Origin of the sequence: Chryseobacterium sp. D764 (assembly GCF_019317325.1) — a bacterium.
Classification (GTDB): domain Bacteria; phylum Bacteroidota; class Bacteroidia; order Flavobacteriales; family Weeksellaceae; genus Chryseobacterium.
Genome location: NZ_CP079219.1, coordinates 4,402,290 through 4,425,089 on the forward strand (window position 1 = coordinate 4,402,290; position 22,800 = coordinate 4,425,089).

Consider the following 22,800-nt stretch of genomic DNA (forward strand, 5'->3'; position numbering starts at 1 on the left):
CATTGAAATTGAATCTCAATGGTTTATGTAATAAATATTTTTCTTGAAAAATTATTGCTTTTCAATCAGGTCCAGAAACTGCTGTTCGTCCAGAATAGTAATTGTTCCAATATCCTGCGCTTTTTTCAGCTTGCTTCCTGCCTTTTCACCTACTACAAGATAGTTGAGGTTCTTTGATACCGCAGAAATATTTTTTCCGCCATGTTTTTCTACCATTTCCTCAGCAGATTCTCTGGTAAATAATGATAATTTCCCGGTGAATAGGAATGTTTTTCCTTCCAGAACGTTGGATAGTACTTCATTGGTGCTTTCTCCCTTTTCAAGCTGCACCCCATAAGATTTTAAACGTTCAATCATCAATACGTTTTCAGAGTTTTGGAAGAAATCTACTATACTTACCGCAATCTTGGCCCCGATATCTTCTACCTGGCAAAGCTCTTCAACAGTAGCATTTTTCAATTCTTCAATCGTTGGGAAGTTTTTGACCAGTTTCTTGGCAACCGTTTCTCCCACATGCTTGATCCCGATTCCGTACAGTACTTTCTCAAAAGGAATTTCTTTAGATTTCTCAATTCCTGAAATGATATTCTGAGCAGATTTCTCAGCCATTCTTTCCAATGGAAGAAGCTGCTCTTTCGTCAAAACATAAAAGTCTGCAGGATTCTCAATTAGCTTTTCCCTGTAAAGCTGTTCAATAGTTTCACTTCCCAGATTATCAATATTCAAGGCTTTTCTGGAAACATAATGAATCATTCTTCCCACTACCTGTGGAGGGCAGTGAAGTTCGTTTGGACAGAAATGAATGGCCTGATCTTCAATTTTTACCAGTTCAGTTCCACATTCAGGGCAATGTTTGATGTATTCTATTTCTTTGCTTTCTTCTGTTCTTTTATCCGTGTTTACGCCTACAATTTTTGGAATAATTTCCCCTCCTTTTTCTACATAGACGAAATCATGTTCATGAAGATCCAGTTTCTTGATGATATCCTCATTATGCAGAGAAGCTCTCTTAACGATAGTTCCGGCCAGTAAAACAGGTTTAAGATTAGCAACAGGCGTAATGGCACCCGTTCTTCCCACCTGATAAGATACACTTTGAAGCTCTGTTTCTACCTTTTCAGCTTTAAATTTATAAGCCATTGCCCAGCGGGGAGATTTGGCAGTATAACCAAGCTGTCTCTGCTGCTGTAATGAATTAACCTTTAAAACAATACCATCAATTTCAAAAGGCAGATTATGACGCTCTGTATCCCAGAATGTGATAAACTCCTGTACCTCAGCCATGGTTTTACATAATTTTGCCTGCTGAGAAGTTTTGAAGCCCCAGCTCTGTGCTTTCTGAAGGAGTTCCCAATGTGTTTCTGCAGGAACTTCATCAGAAATGAACTGGTACAGTACAGAAGAAAGTCCGCGCTTTCTTACCTCAGCGCTATCCTGCATTTTCAAACTTCCGCTGGCTGTATTTCTGGGATTCATGAAAGGATCAAGACCTTCTTCCTCACGAAGCTTATTAATTTTATCAAAGTTTTTTCTGGTCAGATAAATTTCTCCGCGCATAAAAAACTGACCCGGAAAATCACCTTTTAAAGTCAGAGGAATGTCTGAAATGGTACGTACATTCGGAGTGATTTCGTCTCCCTGAAAACCATCTCCACGGGTAACAGCCTGTGACAGTTTTCCGTTTTCATAAAGAATAGAAATGGATGCACCGTCATACTTTAGTTCAGCAACAAACTCTACCGGATCTTCAATGGTTTTGATGATTCTTTTTTCCCAGTCTTCCAGGTCGTCAAAATCATAAGAATTGTCCAGAGAATACATTCTGAATTTATGCTGAATGGTAGGGAAGACTTTGGTAACACCACCCCCTACACGTACCGTAGGCGAGTTCTCATCATAAAATTCCGGGTACTTGGCCTCCAGATCCTGAAGTTCCTGCAGAAGCATGTCGAATTCAAAATCCGTAATGGTAGGAGTATCCAGTTGATAATAGTTGTCGTTATGCTGGTGAAGCTCTTTGCGGAGCTGTTCTATCTTTTGTTGAATGTTTTCAGACATTGGTTTCTATCTTTTGAGCAAAAATAACTAAAGTAATTGCATTTAAAAAATAACAGAATTAAATAGTACAGGAAAATTAAAAATACGTAATATGCCTTAACAGATTGGTTTTGTAGGAAATAAAACATTTGTTTAAAGTAATTTAACATAACGTTCTGATTTAATTAAAAAAATGTTAAAGCTTTCTTAAACACCCTGCCATTAAAGTCAAAATACCTTTGCACATCTGATTGAAAGAAACCTCAACGTGATCTATTAACATGAAAATCAAAGAGGTTTCCTGGCGAACATCAAAAAATTAATCATAAAGATCTTCGGAAGAAATGAAAAAAGTAAAGATTGTACTGGGATTATTGTTTTTAGGGCTTGGGACAATGGCGTATGCACAGACCACGCAGGCTTCTATTGTAGGGAAAGTTACCGGACCGGGAAGTACGGCTCAGGAAAAAGTGAAAGTAACGATCGTGAATGAGTCTACAGGATTCAAAACGGAAACGGAAACAAACTCAAAAGGGGAGTATATTTTTAAGGAAATTCCTCTTGGGGGCCCTTATACAGTTATTGTAAATGATGATAAAAAAGAAGGCTACAATGTGAACTTCGGAGATCAGGTTACCGTAAATATGGATCTTGGTAACGAGAAACAAATTGAAGAAGTAAAAATTACCGGAAACCTTAAAAACAAGATCGGAAACCTTGGAGCTGCTACAGCAATTTCTGCTAAAAATATCAGTATGCTTCCGGTGAACGGAAGAAACTTTACCAACCTTGCTGAACTGTCACCATTGAGCGGAAAAGGCGGAAACCTTTCCGGACAGCTAGGATCTTCCACCAATTTTACCATTGATGGGATGACGGCGAAAAACCCTACTTCTGCAGGAGCTACTACCAGCCGAAGCGGTGCGCCATTCTCCATCTCCATTGAAGCGGTGCGTGAATTCAAAATTACAACCAATCAATATGATGTGACATTGGGAAGAAGTGGAGGAGGAACGGTAAGTGCCGTTACAAAATCAGGAACCAATAAATTTTCAGGAAGTGCCTGGGAATATTTAAGAACCAACTGGCTTTCCAGCCCATATGACATCAGGGGAAATAAAAGAGATAACGATTTCTCTACTTCTCAGTTCGGTTTTTCATTGGGTGGACCGATCATTAAAAATAAATTACATTTCTTCGTAGCCTGGGATCATCAGCTGGATTCAAGACCTTTGATAATTGCCGATATCAAATCTCCGGATGATGAGAAGAGATTCAATACAACAACGCAGACTCTTAATCAGTTTGTAGATATTGCAAGAGCAAAATATGGAGTGGGAAGCGGTCCTCAGTTTGGAAGTTTTGACAAAGTAAGAAACTCGGATGCAGGATTTGTACGTTTAGACTGGCAGATTAATGAGAAGCACTTATTGACCCTGAGAAATAACTTCACCTACGACCTTAATAAAAATGGTTTGGGTGATAATACCAATATCAATTTCTTTGAATCTTACGGAAACGACAAAAACCTTGATAACAGTTTATTGTTAACCTTAAGATCAAACCTGCGGCCTAATTTAACCAATGAATTAAAGGCGCAGTATCTTTATACTTTTCAGGACAGTTATCAAAACAATCAGCTAGGGAAACCTGTTCCTAGAGCGATTGTTGAGGGTGTAGCTTCAAGTGCCGGATCTACCAATATTCAGATTGGAGGGCACCGTTTTGCACAGGAAAGCTTTAGAAATAATGTATTCCAGATTGTTGACAACTTATACTACAATACAGATAAAGTAAAATATACTTTCGGAGCCGATTTGATGTATACAACCGCAAAATCTGTGTACGGAAGTGAAGTGAACGGAAGATTCCATTTCCAGGGAATGGGTAACTTTGATGCAATGACTCCTTACAGATTCTACAGAGAAGTTCCTTTGATGGAGGATCCGTCTGTAAGATCAAATATCTGGAATCTTGGTGTCTATGGGCAGTTTCAGACGAAAGTGGCAAAAGGTCTTGATTTAATGGCCGGTTTAAGATTAGATTACGGAGGTTACCCGAAAGCGGAATTCAATCAGAAACTGTTTGATGAAATGGGAATCAGAACTGATAATCAGATCAAATCATTTGTGATCCAGCCGAGGTTTCAGTTTGACTGGAATATCAATGAAGGAAATAAAGACTTCCTTAAATTCGGTGCCGGAATTTTCTCTTCGGATATCAACAATTACATGATCATCAACAATCTTGTATTTGATGGGAAACATTTGGCTACAGTGGATGTAACGGGTAAAGATGTTCCGTTCCCGGATTTCAACAGTTATAGAAACGATTACAATTCGGTGCCTTCACTTTCTCAGAAGCAGATTCCAACCATCAACTATACCGGTAAAGATGCAAAAATTCCAATCGTTTATAAAGCGAATATCTCTTATACCCATTTCTTCAATGAAAGATTCAGAGCCGGAATTGCAGGATATATGGCATTAGGTAGAAATAATTACTATTACTATGACAGAAACATGGTGGCGAATCCGTTCTTTACATTAGCTAATGAGGGAGGAAGAGGTGTATTCATTCCTACAGGTGCTATTACCAATAATGCCAATAACAGTGTAAGTTTCGACTGGAAACAAGGAAGAATCAATAACAACTTTGGAAGAGTATTGGAATTGGCAAGTGATGGTAAAGTAAACCAGTTCTCCTTCGTAATAGATACGAGTTACCGTTACTGGAAAGATGGAGAAATCACGGCAAGTTATACATGGTCTGATATCAAAGACAATACTTCTTACAACGGAAATGTAGCGAACTCTGCAACATTATCTACGATGATTCAGAGTGATCCGAGAGACTTAAGAATGACTTATTCTGACAACCAGTTTCGTAATAAAGTGGTGATCTATGGTAACTCTCCTACCATTGCCGGATTTACATTAGGAATCAGATATTCAGGAATTGGAGGTACCCGTTTTTCTGCTACAACAGGAGGAAATATCAATGGTGACTTCGTAGATTCCAATGACCTTGCTTTTATTTTCCCGAATCTTACCAAATCTATTTTGGATGATCCGCAGGTAGGACAGGCTCTGAAAGATTATATCAACGAGTATAATGGTAAAATTGCAGAACGTAACGGAGGTAAGAATGGTTTCTATGGAGTTTGGGATGTTCGTGTAGCGAAGAAAATAAAACTTGATAAAGTAGGAGCTTTTGAACTTTCTGTAGATATCTTCAATGTGGCGAACCTACTTAACAAAGAATGGGGAGTCAACAATTCATACACAAACACATCTTTGTATAAAGTAACCAGGTTTAATAAGGATACCATGCAGTATGAGTATGCCAAAAACGTAAGTGGAGGTGGTTTGGTTCCTATGTCCGGAAATCCATATCAGATCCAGATTGGTGCGAAGTATTCCTTCTAAACAATTATCTTTTTTAACCACTGAAGACATAAAAGAAATATAAATGACTCTTCTTACTATTAGTTTAAAATCTTTTATGTCTTTGTGGTTTCCATATTTTAATACCTACCTTTATCAGAAAGTTTCAGGACTTTTTTAAATTATCTAAATTATATTATGAAAAATTTTATCTTAGGGTTAGCAGTTTTAAGTACAGTTATGATGAAAGCACAAACCCAGATCATTGCCCATAGAGGATATTTCCAGACACAGCCTTCTACAACGGAGAACTCGCTTCAATCATTGGAAAATGCTCAGAAATTAAAAATTTATGGGTCTGAATTTGATGTAAGAATGACAAAAGATGGTGTATTGGTGATCAATCACGATGAACATCATGGTAAGATGGAAATTTCAGAAGCTACGTTCAAAGAATTGGAAGCATTGAAATTATCCAATGGAGAAAAGTTTCCTACGTTAAAAGATTATTTGAAACAGGGAAAAAAAGATAAAGCTCTGAAGCTGATCGTTGAGATCAAACCAGCCAAGACTCCGGAAATTGAAAATGAGATCACACAGAAAACAATCAAGATGATCAGGGATATGAAGCTGGAATCTCAGAGTGAGTTTATTTCTTTCAGCCTTAATATCTGTAAAGAGATCAAAAAGCTGGCACCTTCTTTTAAAGTACAATACCTGAACGGTGAGCTGTCTCCTGAACAGATCAAAAAAGAAGGATTGGATGGTATGGATTATCACTATAGTGTTTTCCAGAAAAACCCTACCTGGATTGTTGAAGCAAAGGCATTAGGATTAATTACCAATTCATGGACAGTAAATGATGTTGCTGTATACGATGAGTTGAAAAAACAAGGAATCGGGTTTGTAACAACCAATATTCCTGATCAGTTAAAGAATAAATAGTAATTGAAAATCCTTCACAAATAGTACAAATGAAGGGCAAAATATTCCCCTCTTCCGGAGGGGTGGTGAAAATTCAAAGAATTTTTGAAGGGGTGGTTTACAAAACCTTCTCAACCATTCGCCAGTAATCAACAATTTAAACAGTCTGTCCCTTATAAAGAGACAGACTGTTCTTTTTTAAGGGGTAAATAAAAAACAGTATGATTAAATTTGATTTATTGTATTGTAAATCAAATAAATATGTATTTTGTGTGGTATTATCTCAAGGAAAGACAATAAAGATACGTAAATAGGCTTGTAAACTGGTATTAAAAAAACTTAATTACTTAAGTGTTTATTAATTAGATTCTTATGTAATGTTATTAAGGCTGAATTAATATATGGTTTAATGTTTTTTTAAGAAACGTTAAAACTGTGTTAAGGTCATCCTTATAATGTCGTTTTAATTTTGCGCAAACAAAAAGGAAATGCGTAAAGAGACACAAAAACTGTTAGTTTTGTCACTGTTGGGATTCGTCAGTGTTAATCTGGCAGCTCAGCAGAAAGCTAAAAAAGACACAGTTAAAGGACTTGATGAAGTAGTAGTAACTGCTTTGGGAATCAAGAGACATGACAGAGCTTTGGGGTATGTTGCCGAGAAAGTAGATGCCAAAACATTTGAAGAAACCCAAAATAACAACTGGGCACAATCTATGGAAGGGAAAGTGGCAGGTCTTAAAATTCAGACTGCAGGAGCAGGGCCGCTTGGAACTTCCAGAATTACTTTGAGAGGAGAGAAATCCATTATGATGGATCATAACTATGCTCTTATTGTAGTGGATGGCGTTCCATTGGGGAATTCTACCACAGGTTCTGGTACTGCAGCATACGGAGCAGGTTCCGGAGGAGATGTTCCTATTGATCTCGGAAACGGATTAAACAGCATCAATCCGGATGATATTGAATCTGTAACGGTATTAAAAGGAGCTTCTGCAGCCGCATTATACGGATCCCGTGCCGCCAACGGAGCCTTAATGATCACTACAAAATCCGGAAAAACGAAAAACGGAAAACTGAGAGTAACCTTCAATTCTTCCTCAAGCTTTGATTCCGTATTGAAATGGCCGGACTGGCAGTATGAATACGGACAGGGAACTCTGGCAACCAATACAGCAGGAAATTTTTACTATTCTTATGGCCTTTCCGCAGACGGACCAAGTACAGGAGGTACAAGTAGTGCTTTCGGACCTAAATTCGCCGAACAGTATTATTTTCAATATGATCCCAATGTACTGGGACAAAGTAAGGAAAGACAATTGTGGAGACCTTATGAAAATAACATTAAAGGTTTCTGGCAAACAGGTTCTACCTACTCAAACAGCATTTCAGTAGAAAGCTCAAATGACAAAACAAGTTTCAGATCTTCACTTACCTATCTTAATAACGAGTGGATGATGCCGAATACAGGCTTTGACAGATTCAATTTTGCCCTGTCTTTTGCCCATCAGCTTACCCAAAAATTAAAAATCTCTACAAAATTTGCTTATAATACTACTTCCAGTGACAACCTTCCTGCGACGGGATACAACAACCAGTCGATTTCCTATTTCATGATTTTCCAAAATCCCAATGTGGATCTGGAATGGTATAAGCCCATCTGGAAACCGGGTCAGGAACAGGTTGACCAAATCCATCCTTTCAGCTCATTTATTGACAATCCATATATGATCGCTTACGAAATGTTGAATGGGGTCAGAAAAAAGACCATTACAGGAAACATTACGGCAGATTATCAGTTTAATAAGAATTTCAGTGTAATGCTGAGGTCAGGTATTGAAATTCTGAATGAAAAAAGAACAACCAAAAGACCATGGAGTTCTGCAAATTACCTGAAAGGGTTCTATAGAGAACAGTTTATCAAAAATCAGGAATATAACAACGACCTTTTATTCTCTTACAAAGCAGATTGGAATAAATTCAGTATTTCTGCCTCTGCAGGAGGAAGTATCCGTTATAATGAATACCTGATGACAGATTATCAGGCAATAGGATTGAAAACAGCCGGCGAATACAGCCTTACCAATGCGCTTTCTATTCCGGTTAAATATCCGGCACCAAGAGACAAACATGTAGACAGTGTTTATGGATTACTAACGCTGGGATATGACAATAAAATATTTGTGGACGTTACCGGAAGAAATGACTGGAGTTCTACACTTCCGAAGCAAAACAGATCCTTCTTTTATCCTTCAGTGAGTACCAGTTTCATTCTATCAGATATTTTTAACCTGAAAAGTAATAACCTGAACTTATGGAAGCTAAGAGCTTCATGGGCGAAAGTAGGGATAGACAGTGATCCTTACCTTTTGGATAATTACTATACAGCAAGTAATATTACCGGAAGTGTGGTGGCGCCTACTACTTTCAATAACCCTTCTCTTAAACCTGAAAAAAATACCAATATTGAAGCGGGTATGGATTTCAGCCTTTTCAAAAACAGGTTGAATCTTAATCTTACGGCTTATCAAAACATGAGTGAAAACCAGATTATTCCTGTTTCGCTGCCTTCCGAAAGCGGATATTCTAAAAGAGTGATCAATGCAGGGAAAATCAGAAACAGAGGACTTGAACTTTCAGCTGATATCTTAGCTGTGAAAGGTGAAAGCTTCTCATGGAAAGTAGGCGGGAACTGGTCTACCAACGAAAACAGGGTGATGACTTTACCTGAAGGATTTGACGGAATCGTGTCCAACGTAGGAGATGTTGTCTTCTATAAAATGGAAGTGGGTGGTTCTCTTGGAGACATGTATGGATTTAAATTATTAAGAACTCCGGACGGAAAAGTAATTTACGGAGACAACGGACTTCCGGGAAGACCTGCAGATATTGAAAAAGTAGGAAATGCATTCCCGAAATGGAGAGCCGGTCTTCAGAATGATTTCAAGATCAAAAACTTTACGATCAGCTTCTCGTTTGACGGTCAGTATGGTGGAATTGCTTATTCTCAGTCGCATCATAAAATGTCCGAACAGGGTAAACTGAAATCTACTCTTCCGGGAAGAGATAATCCTGGTGGAATGATTGTAGGAGACGGTGTTGTTCAGAATCCTGACGGATCTTTCAGCCCGAATATAAAAGGAGTACTGGTATCTTCTTATTATGGAGATTACTATAGAAGAGCCAATGTGGAAACCAACAGTTTCAGCACAGATTTTATTAAGCTGAGAGATGCAAGAATTGCCTATTCATTCCCGAAAGAGACCATAAAATCTCTGGGTCTGGATGATCTTACTCTTGCTATTTTCGGAAAAAATCTGTGGATGTGGACGAAGTTCCCATTGTTTGACCCTGAAGTCGCTACGCTGGATAATGCAACCATTACTCCGGGAGTAGAGATGGGGCAGCTTCCAACTGCAAGAACAGTTGGGTTTCAGTTAAATCTTAAATTCTAAAATCGTTAAAAATGAAAAAAATAATCATAAATCTGACATTGGCTGTTTCTGTTTTTATGCTTCAGTCCTGCGACAGAACATTTGAAGAAATCAATACAGATACCAGCAAAATAAAAGATCCTTCTGTGGGAAGTCTTCTTGCTCCCATCCAGTATGAAATGGGAAGCTATGGCTATAACAGAGCAGATGATTTCACTTTTGATATCATGCAGATTGCTTTAGACTTTCCGAATGAAGGAAATACCTACAGCAGATATTATATGGACGAAAAAAGTGGTAACGGATACTGGAATACCTCTTATAAATGGCTTAAGCAGGTAAGTGATCTTAGGAAATATGCTGAGAAAGAACAGAATAATAATTATCTGGCCATATCAATGGTCCTGAATGCATGGATTGCTTCCAACCTCACTGATGCTTTCGGTGATGTACCTTTATCTGAAGCAGTGAAGATTGAAGAAAATATTTTAAGACCGAAATATGATAAGCAGAAGGACATCTACATTCAACTCTTAAATGATCTGAAAACAGCAAATTCACTATTCAACACAAACCAGGCATTAGCAGAAACAGATTTGTTTTACAATGCCAATACCAACAGCCAGACCGGTATCTTAGGATGGAAGAAATTCTGTAATTCTCTTTCATTGAGATTATTAACGAGAATTTTAAGCAGAAACGGTGAAGTAAATGTGCATGAAAGAATTCAGGAGATTATCAATAATCCTGCACAATATCCTGTTTTTCAAAATAATACGGATAGTGCAGTGCTGCCACTTTCAGGAGTATCTCCATATTTGCCGCCAATTGCCCGCCCTCAGGATTTTACAGCTTACAGATCAGCAGGTGAGTTTTTTGTAAATGCTATGAAAGATAATAATGATCCAAGGCTGAGTATGTTTTTTACGAAAGCGAAAGCAACTACCGGGGAAGATCTTGGATATAAAGGAGCTCCGTCAGGATATGCTTTAGGAACAGCTTTCAACTACCAGCCTTCTAACCTTAATCAGAATCTGGCGAAAGCACCTTTAAAAATATTAATCATGACCTATTCTGAGGTTCAGTTTATTCTGGCAGAATTGGTTAACAAAGGAATTATTGCAGGAAATCAGCAGACCTATTATGAAACCGGAGTAAAATCTATTATTGAACAGTGGGGAGCAACAGTTCCAGCCAATTACTTCAGTAATGCAAACGTAGCTTACGACGGTTCTTTACAAAAGCTAATGCTTCAGAAATATATTTCCCTGTTTTTTGTAGACCATCAGCAATGGTACGAATACAGACGTACAAAACTGCCGGTACTTCCTAACAACGGAGGACTTCAGAACGGAGGGCAGATGCCTGTAAGATTTATGTACCCTACCACCACAAAAGTGATGAATACGGATAATTATAACGTAGCCGTACAATCTATGGGAGGTGACAATATCAACGTAAAAATGTGGTGGAATAAATAATTTGAGATTTAGAGATTAAAATAATTTAAAAATTAAAAAGATAATGAGTATCAATATAAAATTTTTAATGCCTTGCATCCTGGTTTCAGCAATGGCATTCTCACAAACTTCTGTTTCCGGATATGTATACGAAGACAGTAACAAAAATCAAAAGAAAGAAAACCGCGAAAAAGGAATTGAAGGCGTAGCCGTTTCTAACGGAGTTCAGGTAGTTCTTACGGATAAAAACGGACGATACAGCCTGCCGGTTCAGGAAGATCAGACTATTTTTGTGATCAAACCTTCAGGGTATCAGACTGCTTTAAATGCGAACAACTTACCTCAGTTTTATTACCATCATAAACCAAAAGGTTCTCCTGCAGATTTCAAATACAAAGGAGTAGCTGCTACAGGAGATCTTCCCAAAGAACTGAACTTCCCACTTTATAAACAAAACGAAAATAAGAACTTTGATATCCTTGTTTTTGGAGATCCACAGCCTTACACAGAAAAAGAACTGGATTACTTCAAAAGAGGAATTGTAAATGAAGTGAAGAACACTAAGAAAAATGCAGTGTTGGGAATCAGTCTTGGAGATTTGGTAGGAGATAATTTAAGTCTTCAGAAACCTTATGCAGACGTTATGAAAGAAGTCGGACTTCCTTGGTATAATGTAATGGGAAATCATGACATGAATTATGATGCGAAAGAAGACCGTCTTTCTGATGAAACATTTGAGTCGAATTTTGGTCCGGCCAATTACTCTTTCAACTATGGTAATGTACATTTCATCATTCTGGATGATATTCTTTATCCGGATCCGAGAGATGGAAAAGGATATTGGGGAGGATTCCGTGAAGATCAGCTTCAGTTCATTGAAAACGATCTGAAACTGGTTGATAAAAGTAAACTGATTGTCATTTCTTTCCATATTCCGTTGGAACATAGCAATGAAGACAGCTTCAGAAATGCGGACCGTCAGAAACTATTTGATTTCTTAAATCCTTTCCAGAATGTATTGCTTCTATCAGCACATACGCACATCCAACAGCAGATTTTCTATGGGAAAAAAGCAGGCTGGAATGGAATCAAGGAATTGCATGAATATAACGTAGGAACTACTTGCGGTGATTGGTATTCAGGAACACCGGATGATGCCGGCCTTCCTACTTCTACCATGAGAGACGGAACAGCAAAAGGATATTCATTCATCAGTTTTACAGACAATCAATATAAAGTTAAATACAGAACAGCCGGAAAACCGGAAGACTATCAAATTAAGTTATATATCCCAAAAGTGATTCCTTCCTCAAGAACTTCTGCAAAAGTGTTGGCTAATTTCTTTATAGGAAGCAAGAAAGACAAAGTAGAATACAGAATAGATAATGGAAAATGGGAAGAAATGGAATATGATGAAACCATAGACCCGAATTTTGCACTTTCTGTTTTCAAATGGGATTCTACGGAGAAAATTCTTCCGGGAAGAAGACCTTCCAATCCTGAAATGTCAAAGCACATCTGGGAAGCAGACTTTCCTAAAAAATTATCATTAGGAAAACATAAAGTTGAGGTGAAGGCTGTTGATATGTATGGAAACGAATTCACAGCTTCAGAAGAATTTGAAGTTCAGAATTCAATTCAGATTCCTTAAGTTTTTATTTTTTTTTACTATACCTTTTTTTTAGATTTTGAAGCCGATCCAACAGATCGGCTTCTATTTTTGTGGTTTAAGAAGATATAAGTTTCAATTGCCCTTCCCAACCATTAAAAAACTATTAAATCTGTGTTTTAACCATTTCATAAAAATGTTCTTTCGTAACTTTGTATAAAGAAAAGTATTATTACTATGAATATAAACGGAAAAAATGCCATCGTAACAGGTGGTGGAAGAGGATTGGGGAAAGCTGTAGCACTTGCTTTGGCCAATGAAGGAGTAAACGTTGCCATTACAGGAAGAAATGAGGAAAACCTAAAAATGACGGTTGAAGAAATCAAAAAACTGGGCGTAAACTCAGCATACGCAGTTTTTTCTGTAGACAATGAAATTCAGGTAAAAGCTGGAATTGAATCTTTAGCAGAACAATTGGGTGGTATTGATATCCTAATCAACAATGCAGGGATCGGAGACTTCGGAAGTATTGAAGAAATGCCTTCTGAAACATGGGAGCAGGTGATTAAAACCAATCTGTTTGGAGTATATTACGCAGCGAAAGCAGCTCATCCGTTTATGAAAGCTAAAGGAGAAGGTGATATCGTAAATGTAGCTTCTACAGCAGGTCTGAAAGGAGGTCCGAATATGTCTGCATACGCCGCTTCAAAGGCTGCAGTAGTATCTTTATCACAATCTATGATGGCAGAATGGAGAAAACAAAACATCCGTGTAATCACTTTGACTCCAAGTACCATCGCTTCAGATATGAGCATCCAGGGAGGTCTTACAGACGGAAATCCTGATAAAGTATTACAGCCGGAAGACTTCGCAGAATGGGTAAGAGATATTCTTAAAATGAACAGAAGAGCACTGATTGCAAACGGATCAATTTTCTCTACGAATCCATAAGAGGTTAAAAATTTAAAGTTCAAGGTTTAGAGTTTAATGTTATCAGCAGAGAATTGTTAGTCTACCTTGAATAATAAAAATCAATAGGAGCGGGCTATTATCCTGAGCGTAGACGAAGGGAGCCCGCTTTCTCTTTTTACGTTTCCATTTTATGCCTTAGCCAAAACTTACAATTTCCCTGCAATTCAAAAAATCTGTATCATCTGCGGGATAAAAAGCATAAAAATCCCCGGTTTCAGCCAAAAATTACGCTATCATTTTTTTAACCGTAATAACATTAGTATTTTTGCAGCAAATTAGTCACATGCAAAATTATTTAGAATTCAATTTCAAAATTTCTCCATTGCAGCCTTGGAATGAAATTTTAATGGCGGAACTTATAGAAATAGGTTTTGACAGCTTTACAGAAGAAATTGACGGAATTTTAGGATATATCCAGACAGAATTGTTTCAGGAAGAGCAGTTGAAAGCACTTTCGATTTTTGAAAATGAAAACGTAAAAATCGAATATTCTTTCGAAGAAATGCCTAATATCAACTGGAATGAAGAATGGGAAAAGAATTTCTCTCCAATCAATATTGATGATAAAGTATTGATCAGAGCCGAATTCCATGAATCGGTATCTGGAATGCATGAAATTATCATTCAGCCTAAAATGTCTTTCGGAACAGGACATCACCCTACCACCCACCTGATGATCCAGCAAATGATGGATATTGACTTCCATGGTAAAAAGGTATTGGATATGGGATGTGGAACTTCTGTACTGGCAATCTATGCGAAACAGCAGGGAGCAGGAGATACAAAAGCGATCGATATTGATGAATGGTCGGTAGAAAACTCAAAAGAAAATGCAGTAAGAAACAGTGTTGAATTAGATATTGAACAAGGAACTGCTGAAAATTTAGGAAAAGAAAATTTTGATGTTATTTTAGCCAATATCAACAGAAATATCCTTATTTCAGATATCCCGACTTATGTTTCAGTATTGAATGACGGTGGAAAACTATTACTTTCAGGACTGTGTTTCTTTGACGTAGATGATATTCTTGAAGTATGTAAAGAAAGCGGACTGGAACTGAAAAAACAGCTACAGCGTGAAGAATGGGTAAGTCTTCTGCTTGAAAAATAACACACAAAAAACAAAATACGAATATGAAAACTTTATGGACAGCTTTATTTTTACTGATGCTGCAGTTTTTTACAGCGCAGGAAAATGAAGTATATGCAGATGGAATCTTTGGTTTTGAAGAAAATAAGACGCAGAAAATCTTTACAGACTGGACCCGCGTGAGGCTGTATCCAGGAGTCAATACTCAGATTGTAGACTCATTGCAGACCAATCAGCAGGTGATGATTCTTAAAAAAGAAGAAACTGTCCTGAAATTGGGAGAAAGAGCGGCCAATTGGTATAAAATCTCTTATCAGAAAGGAGAGAATATATTGGAAGGATATATCTGGGGTGGTAATCTTTGTGTAGGGTACCGTAATAAAAACGGATATGATTTTCTCTTTGGACTTTCCAAAACGATTGACAGGAAGAATAAAGAATCCAATGAGACCGAAAAACAGAACATTGCCGGAATAAAAGTAATGGAAGGAAATACACTCATTGATGAGGTATATTTTGATACAGGAAGAGGAGAGGAGTTGAGTTCAGCGGCATTCAATATAGAAAGCAGTCACAAATTGCAGAATGTTGAATTTACCCTGAAAGCAATGGTTTCCGGAGAAGCCTGCGGAATCGCAAGCTATGATCAGTATGTTCTTTTTAAGGATAAAAAACTGATTACCCTTCCACAATTAATGAATGTAGGTGATGCCGGAGCTTTTTATCACAGTGAAGAATATGTTTTTCCTAATGATAAAGGAGGAATTTCTAACGCATTTATCCTAAAAGTGGAAGACATGGAAGTGGATGAGAAAGACAGAGAGAAGAAGAAAAGCTCTTCTAAAACTTATCTTTGGAACGGAAGTTCTTATAAGTTAAAATAATACTATTTCCTTAAAATAAATTAAACCGTTGTAGCAGCAGCGGTTTTTTTATTGTATAAAAAGGGTATAAAAAATAGGACTGGAACAAACCAATCCTACCCAAACATGATTAAGTGTATAGTTGAACCATAAGTGGCTATAAGGAATTAAGCACAAAAAGATTTTTATTGATCCTTAATCAATGTTTCCTTGATACTAATTAAAACTAACTAAGTGACCTTTCGGCTACGTTTACCATGTAAAAGTAATACGTCTTCCCATCTCTCAAATTAAAAGATAAACTGATTCAGCAAAATAGATAGGTGAAACGGAATTTTCAGCAAATGAAACGTATTTTGAAGATTTATAATGTTCCCGTTGTACTAATTCATTCCTTACTATGTCCAGTCGTTTACTTTAATGACATCAGCCTGTCTTGGGAAAATTTTTCTCATCAGCACATGATGTACTTCTTCATCTCCGTCTTTACAGCAATCTTCAATCACTGTGAGTTTGTAATCTTTATCTGAGGCTTCTCTCACTGTAGATAAAACAACACCGCTTGTAGATACTCCTGTCAGTACCAAATGTTGAATATTCAGACCACGCAGAACTACTTCAAGATCACTTCCTGTAAAAGCACTGAACCTTCTTTTGGTAATAACAATGTCCTCCTCTTCAGGGCTAAGCTCAGGATGAATAGCGACCCATTCTTTCATATTGACATCTGCCATATGTTGTTTAATTCCTGAAAATACTTTGTTATTAGAGTTTATTTCCGGCATTCCCTGTCTGAACCCTACTGTGATATAAATAACCGGAATTTGGCGATTTCTGGCGGCTTTAATGACCTTGTTGACATTAGATATCAATTCTTGTGTGTCAGGTAAGTTGCTTAATATTGATGACTGCATGTCCATCACCAATAATGCTGTTTTTATGTTTTCCATTTTAATTACACTTTATTAATAAATTGTTCCTCAGATTCTTCTAAAAGTTGGTTGTTCACTGCTTTTGTCTTATTCTTTTTAAATAGTAAGCGTCTGAAGACAACAGCAACTAAAACTCCCGCAATTCCTTCCAGTAATAAGGTTTTGGGTGCTCCTATTTTTTCCGATATAAACCCAATAAGTACACTTCCCAAAGGCAGCATCCCGAATATGGCGGTTAGCAAAATACTGATCGCTCTTGAGCGCATCTCAGGGATCACCTCAGACTGGACAATAATATTACAGGTGGTAAATTGCGCGACACCACCCAATCCTGTGAGCGCTGCAAAGAACATAGACCAATAGAAATTGGTGGCATATGAAAAGCATATCAATCCAATACTCAGAATAACTGTACTCAGGATGAGAATATTCCTCATAGATGCTCCTTTCTTCAGAGAAGCCAGAAATACAGTTCCGAGAACCGCCCCAATCCCAATGAAACTGGAAATATAACCGAATGTCTTAGCATCACCTTTGAAGATTTCCTTTGCATAAACAGGAATTAACGTATCGTAAGGTAAAATCAGCAAACCTGTAATACTCAGCATAATAATAACCAGACTGATGGATGGTTCTTTTTTCAGATACCTGAAACCCTCAGCCAATTCTGTGAAAGTTCCTTTTTTAGTTGTTTTTTTCGGAATGATCTTTATTTTCATCAAAGAAATCGAAAGCATTACCGCTGCAAAACTGGCTGCGTTGATAAGAAAACATGTTCCCGCTCCGAATTTTTGGAGGATAATTCCGGAAAGGGCAGGGCCCGCCAATTTAGCTATACTTGCCATGGCAGCACTCAGAGAAAGAGCACTTGGAAGGTCTTCATCATCCGTTACCACTTCATTAATCATAGCCTGACGGGCCGGAATGTCATAAGCGTTGATAATGCCGAGAAAAATGCTGAGTATAATGAAACTCCATATATTCTGATGTCCCGTCATTACCAGGAAAGCTAGAATAGATGCCTGTATTAATGATAAAATTTGAGTGATCTGTATCATTTTATACCGGTTATACCGATCTGCAGCAACTCCGCCGAATGCTGAAAATAAAAATGAAGGGAATTGTTCTGCAAAAATGGTGAGCCCCAGCATAAAAGCAGACTTGGTCATGCTGTATACAACCCATACTACCGCTGTACGCTGCATCCACGTCCCAAATTGAGAGACAGAACGCCCGAAAAAATACAATGTATAATTGGTGCTTCTGAAAGCCCGGAATGTACTGATATTACTTAGTTTGTTCATTTTTTTTAAAAAATAGACTATTTGACAAATAATGTAAAAGTGTCAAAATTTGGATAAAAAATTTTTACCCAATATGTTTAATAACCATAGAGGTTAGAGTGCTTACTGTACTGTTTAAGTTTTCGAAATTGTTTTTTAAACTCATCTCACGCCTTATTCCCCTGATACTGCTCTGTAGAATAAAGATGATGGTTTCCTGTTCTTCAATGGCAACTTCTGGAATTGAACCTTTGATAATGTTTGTTGAAAATAAATTCAACAGGAGATTTTTTTCCGCTTCCATCATTCTGTTGTGAGCATCGGTGATATGTTTTGACTTCTCTTCATTGTCCATTCCTGCTTCTATAGCTCTGAAAAAAGAAGATCTTTCTTCCGATGTTTTTACTTTAGCAAGACAAAACTCCTGTATTTTTCCTTCGAAAGTTCTTTTCTTCTTCATCTTGGAATCAATCTCAGAAATAACTTCCTTGATCAAATTTTCCAAAACCGCCTGAAATACTTCCTCCCGATTTTTATAATAATAATAAATTGAAGTTCTGCTTTTACCAACTGCTTTTGAAATATCATCCATTGTCACCTTCTTTAAACCATACTTCAAATACAGCCCTGAAGCGGTCTCCAGGATTTGTTGTGAAAGCTGATCTTGTTCTGTGTGAGATGACATTGTCTGAAAATTATCTGAAATAGGAATACAAAAATAAAATATTTTTGACAAAAAAACAAATTTTGTCAAATTGTACAATACGATAAATCAATTGAGGTAAATTGTATTCACAATAACTCTTGAATACTTATAATTTTTGATAAGAATAAATACACAAAAAGACTCACTGTTTCCAGTAAGTCTTTTTGTGATGATCTTCAAACTCTTTGGCTGCTGATCTTAATTGGAAATTACGGGTATTTTAGAGTGGTATGGCATTGAACAAGCTTCATATTGAAGTTAATAAAAAGCCGGCTTATCACCATAAACACCAGGTTTATTGACACCCACGCTTGATTTTATATCTTTTTCAGGATGCTCAATAATGTCAGTAATATAAGCTGCTACTGCCTTTCTTGCCACTTCTGTACCTATGAATGGTTCGCCTTTTTGGGTGGTTTCATAATCTGTTTCATCATTGTTGGTCAGCCAAGACGGACGAATAATCGTATAGTCTAAATCCTATTTTTCGATAATATCAGCTGCTTTTCGGTAAGGAGCTAAATCAGAACCAATCATTCTTTCATTCCACTGACCGAACTTACAGCCACTTCTTTATAAATGCCCAATGAGGTTACGAATATTAAACGCTTCACATTATTGGCATTTCATTGCCGACACAATTTCTCCTGCCATTTTATCTACTGCTCCCGCAAGGTTGGCATAAACAATATCCTGCCCTTTGATTGCTTCGTTCAAATCATCTGTGCTTAGCACATCGCCTTCAATGATGGTTGCCGATGTTTCAAAATGTTTTATAGGGGTCGGCATTTCTTGCAAACAAGGTTAATTCTATATTCTCTTTGGCGGAAAGAAATGTGATAACGTGTTGTGCAATTGCTCCGTTTGCACCTAATACCAATGCTTTTATTGTTTTCATTTTTTATGTTTTGCCTTCGTTATATTATTTATCTGGAAAATACATAGTTTTTTAACCACGCTTTTCCTGTAAAATATTCCTGCTGCGTAGAGACAAATCCCATTGCTTCGATTTCTTTTTCTGTATACGTTGCCTTTTTATTTTCAATGTTTATCCAATTTCAAAAGCATTTCTTTGGCGTTTGTATTTTTAGAATTTAAATCCAAAGATTTCTGATAATTTTGTTTTGATAATTCAAATTGTCCATTATTAAAATAGGCTTCTGCCAAACTGTCGTAAGGATTTCCGGAGTTGGGGAATTCAGAAACATAGAGTTTAAAAAGTTTGATGGAAGAAATTACGTTGCCATTTCTCATCAATTTATAACCTAGCGTATTCAATTCAGATTCATCAGAAAAGTTGTAAGAATCTGGTTTGCTTTTCTTTAATTCTTTGTAATAAGCGATTCCCGAATCGATGTTTTCAAAACATTTTTTCTCGATTTCTCTTCCTATTAATTTCTTCCCAAACGGTTTCAAATCATCTACCAGATATTGGACAGCATTGTATAAATTCCCGTAAGTATTTTCTCCTCCCTGATTTGTAATCACAGAAATCCCAATGTTATAATCTGGGAAAACCCAAAACAGATTCTGTGTTCCAAAAGCTCCGCCGTGTTTTCTGGCATTTCGTCCATTGTGATTTACGGTCACTTCATCCCAAAAATAAGCGTTCCAGTAATTTTTATTGTTGAGCAAATCCCTTTGTGATTCCTGAACAAGCAAATTTTTTTTATCAAGTTCAAATTTTAAAAATGTGGTCAAATCTGTTAGGGTTGATTTCAAATAACTTTGAGAGCCCCAAAGCGAGTATGGCAAAAATGGCATCAAATTGCCATTTCCATCATAACCATTTGCGATGGTTTCATTTTTATTGATATGAAGCGTTGTGTTATTTAATTTTAATGGAATTAAGATATTTTCCTTCAGCAAAGTTTCGTAACTTTTACCATAAACATTTTCAAGAATATGTGCTGTCAGTTGTAAAGTTCCATTATTATAATTATAAACTGTCCCTGGCAAAGTCTCCACTTTTATTGATTTTAGATCCTTAAAAAACTGTTCTTTTGTATATGCTTTTTCCAATTTTTCAATCTTGAAAGCAGTGCTGTAATTCCTTTCTTTCAACAATTCACTTTTGTCCGGCAAATCTTTGTTGAAACCGGATTTTAATGAAACCAAACCTTTAATCTTTACAGGCGTTCCATTAAATTGAAGATTGGGATAAGAACCTGTGATATATTTTCTAATGTCATCATCCAAACTTACTTTTCCATCCAAAACAGCTTTAGCCATCAATGTTCCGGTAAATAATTTAGTGATGGAAGCGATTTCAAATAAGGTAGAATTATTGGCTTTATTCCCTTTTCCTTTGTCGATTTCGCCGTAATGTTTGGTGTAGGTTTTTCCATCTTTCACGATTCCGATGGAGAAAGAATTCGCTTTTGTCGCTTTTAAAAATATTTCTGCCTGAGCATCCATCGAAGTAAAAATTTGCTTTTCGGTTAGTATTTTTTGTGCAAAAGCATAAAATCCAGAGATGAGCAGGACAATGCAAAGTAGTTTTTTCATTTGGGATATTGATTTCTAATTAATATGACAACTCAGAAAAGTGTTTGTTACATTTCGGGAACGCATTATTTCCCAATTTCCTTTTCAATTTTTAAAAGCATTTCTTTCGCATTATCATTATTGGGATTTAGTTCCAATGTTTTGTGATAATTCTTTTTCGATTCAGTGTAATCTTTTCTTATATAATAAATTTCTCCACGTGTATCATATACATTAAAGGAATTCGGGAATTCTGAGACTGCATAATCAATGACCTTCAATGCAGAATCTGTCTTGTTTTCACCTAAAAATTTATAGGCTAATTTGTTCAGCTCATTTTCAAAACCGTTGAAATTGTAGGAGTCAAACTTATTCTTTTTAATATCTTTTAAATAAAGAATTCCTTCCTCTACCGAGGATGCTTTTATTTTTTTATGCACTTCATAGATGACCAAAGGCTTAGGTAAATTCACTTTGTCATTATAAAGAACCCCGAAAATATCATCAATAACCGCTTCCAATTGTCCACCCCTTTTCCCTGCTCTGGTATTATCCAGCAACACAACATATATTCTATCCTCCGGGATTCTGGCTATATTACAGGAAAACCCATTGATTCCGCCACTATGAGCCATTACTGTAATATCTTTCCCTGAACCTAAAAAATTCTGATGTTTCTCAATATTCAAGCCATAAGCATAATTACCAGTGTGGGGTGTGAAATAGATTTTTTTGTTCTCTTCATTTAATAAAATATTGGTGTACAAAGCATCATCCCATTTCTTCATATCATTCGCTGTACTGTACATTCCGCCGGCAGAAAACACAGCAGTTTTCATATTGATGTAATCTGTTTTTTGGTAGCCATCGTAATCAAAATCATAACCTTGAGCGTAATTTGAAATGATTTCTTTCGGGTTTTCAATGCCTGTGTTTTTCATTCCAATCACATCAAATATTCTTTCCTTGAGAACTTCTTCATAAGGCTTTCCTGTAATTTCTTCGATAATCAAACCGAGTAAATAATAGCCTGTGTTACAATAGTTCTGTTTAGTTCCTGGCTCGAATCCCAGATTATCTTTGAAATATTTGACCGCAAAGTCTTTGTTGGATAAGTTTTCGAAAACCATTTTTGTTTTAAAATCAGGGAAATCAGTGTAATTGGGCAATCCTGAAGTATGGGTCAGAAGATGCTGAATGGTAATTCTATCCCCGACAGATTTGTTATACCAAGGTAAATACTGGCTTATTTTATCATCAAGGTTAATCTTTCCTTCTTGTTTGAGCTGCATAATCAGCATTCCCGTGAACTGTTTTGTAATGGAGCCTATTCTGAATTTAGTATCAGAAGCAGCAGCAATATTCCAGCTCATATCGGCTTTTCCATAATTTTTCTTTAGAATGATCTTGCTATTTTGAGCAACCAGCGCACTTCCGTTAAAAAGATCAAACTGATGATATTTTTCAAGGATCAAATTTATTTTTCCAACTTTTCCTTGTTCTGATTTTCGGATGTTTTGTTGGCAAAAGCCACTAATTGATAAAAGCAGAGAACAGACAAACAAGATAAGTTTCATATATGATTGATTTTTTAAAATTTCCGCAAAGATGCTCCGAATT

General features: G+C 36.7%; 15 protein-coding genes and 1 pseudogene. 8 read left to right on the forward strand and 8 right to left on the reverse strand.

Annotation, left to right across the window (positions count from 1 at the left end; genetic code table 11):
- Positions 1-51: 51 nt before the first annotated feature.
- Positions 52-2,058 (reverse strand): NAD-dependent DNA ligase LigA, encoded by a 2,007-nt coding sequence (gene ligA, locus KYG33_RS20115; RefSeq protein ID WP_219072301.1) that lies wholly within the window; start codon positions 2,056-2,058, stop codon positions 52-54.
- 323 nt (positions 2,059-2,381) lie between these two features.
- Here ligA and KYG33_RS20120 point away from each other — a divergent pair, with 323 nt between their 5' ends.
- The 8 genes from KYG33_RS20120 to KYG33_RS20155 all read left to right on the forward strand — a co-directional run bounded on the left by KYG33_RS20120 (position 2,382) and on the right by KYG33_RS20155 (position 15,793).
- On the forward strand, positions 2,382-5,465 hold the full coding sequence (locus KYG33_RS20120; protein WP_180565280.1) for a TonB-dependent receptor: 3,084 nt from the start codon (positions 2,382-2,384) through the stop codon (positions 5,463-5,465).
- Positions 5,466-5,621: 156 nt separating this feature from the next.
- On the forward strand, positions 5,622-6,368 hold the full coding sequence (locus tag KYG33_RS20125) for a glycerophosphodiester phosphodiesterase family protein (RefSeq protein WP_077415810.1): 747 nt from the start codon (positions 5,622-5,624) through the stop codon (positions 6,366-6,368).
- A gap of 467 nt (positions 6,369-6,835) precedes the next feature.
- On the forward strand, positions 6,836-9,799 hold the full coding sequence (locus KYG33_RS20130) for a SusC/RagA family TonB-linked outer membrane protein (protein ID WP_219072302.1): 2,964 nt from the start codon (positions 6,836-6,838) through the stop codon (positions 9,797-9,799).
- Positions 9,800-9,810: 11 nt separating this feature from the next.
- Positions 9,811-11,259, forward strand: a complete 1,449-nt coding sequence (locus KYG33_RS20135) for a SusD/RagB family nutrient-binding outer membrane lipoprotein (RefSeq protein WP_219072303.1) — start codon at positions 9,811-9,813, stop codon at positions 11,257-11,259.
- 67 nt (positions 11,260-11,326) lie between these two features.
- On the forward strand, positions 11,327-12,889 hold the full coding sequence (locus KYG33_RS20140; protein ID WP_219073275.1) for a calcineurin-like phosphoesterase C-terminal domain-containing protein: 1,563 nt from the start codon (positions 11,327-11,329) through the stop codon (positions 12,887-12,889).
- Positions 12,890-13,084: 195 nt separating this feature from the next.
- Positions 13,085-13,798, forward strand: coding sequence for a 3-ketoacyl-ACP reductase (locus KYG33_RS20145; protein ID WP_077415804.1), 714 nt, complete (start codon positions 13,085-13,087; stop codon positions 13,796-13,798).
- A 304-nt stretch (positions 13,799-14,102) separates the two neighbouring features.
- Positions 14,103-14,930, forward strand: coding sequence for a 50S ribosomal protein L11 methyltransferase (gene prmA / locus KYG33_RS20150; protein WP_219072304.1), 828 nt, complete (start codon positions 14,103-14,105; stop codon positions 14,928-14,930).
- 23 nt (positions 14,931-14,953) lie between these two features.
- On the forward strand, positions 14,954-15,793 hold the full coding sequence (locus tag KYG33_RS20155; RefSeq protein WP_219072305.1) for an SH3 domain-containing protein: 840 nt from the start codon (positions 14,954-14,956) through the stop codon (positions 15,791-15,793).
- A gap of 377 nt (positions 15,794-16,170) precedes the next feature.
- Here KYG33_RS20155 and KYG33_RS20160 read toward each other — a convergent pair whose 3' ends face one another.
- The 7 genes and pseudogenes from KYG33_RS20160 to KYG33_RS20185 form a co-directional block, all read right to left on the reverse strand.
- Positions 16,171-16,722 (reverse strand): cysteine hydrolase family protein, encoded by a 552-nt coding sequence (locus KYG33_RS20160; protein ID WP_219072306.1) that lies wholly within the window; start codon positions 16,720-16,722, stop codon positions 16,171-16,173.
- A gap of 5 nt (positions 16,723-16,727) precedes the next feature.
- Positions 16,728-18,008: an MFS transporter gene (locus KYG33_RS20165; RefSeq protein ID WP_219072307.1), complete on the reverse strand. Its 1,281-nt coding sequence runs from the start codon at positions 18,006-18,008 to the stop codon at positions 16,728-16,730.
- 64 nt (positions 18,009-18,072) lie between these two features.
- A complete protein-coding gene (locus KYG33_RS20170) occupies positions 18,073-18,672 on the reverse strand; it encodes a TetR/AcrR family transcriptional regulator (protein WP_180565285.1) in 600 nt (199 codons plus the stop codon).
- Positions 18,673-18,951: 279 nt separating this feature from the next.
- Positions 18,952-19,482 (reverse strand): annotated as a pseudogene (locus tag KYG33_RS20175) (NAD(P)H-binding protein).
- On the reverse strand, positions 19,457-19,591 hold the full coding sequence (locus KYG33_RS22545) for a hypothetical protein (RefSeq protein ID WP_257468848.1): 135 nt from the start codon (positions 19,589-19,591) through the stop codon (positions 19,457-19,459). The pseudogene KYG33_RS20175 and the gene KYG33_RS22545 overlap by 26 nt, the downstream one beginning before the upstream one ends.
- Before the next feature lie 143 nt (positions 19,592-19,734).
- The gene (locus KYG33_RS20180; protein ID WP_219072308.1) at positions 19,735-21,201 is read right to left on the reverse strand and encodes a serine hydrolase; all 1,467 of its coding nucleotides are present in this window, start codon (positions 21,199-21,201) and stop codon (positions 19,735-19,737) included.
- Positions 21,202-21,266: 65 nt separating this feature from the next.
- The gene (locus KYG33_RS20185; protein WP_219072309.1) at positions 21,267-22,757 is read right to left on the reverse strand and encodes a serine hydrolase domain-containing protein; all 1,491 of its coding nucleotides are present in this window, start codon (positions 22,755-22,757) and stop codon (positions 21,267-21,269) included.
- Positions 22,758-22,800 lie beyond the last annotated feature (43 nt).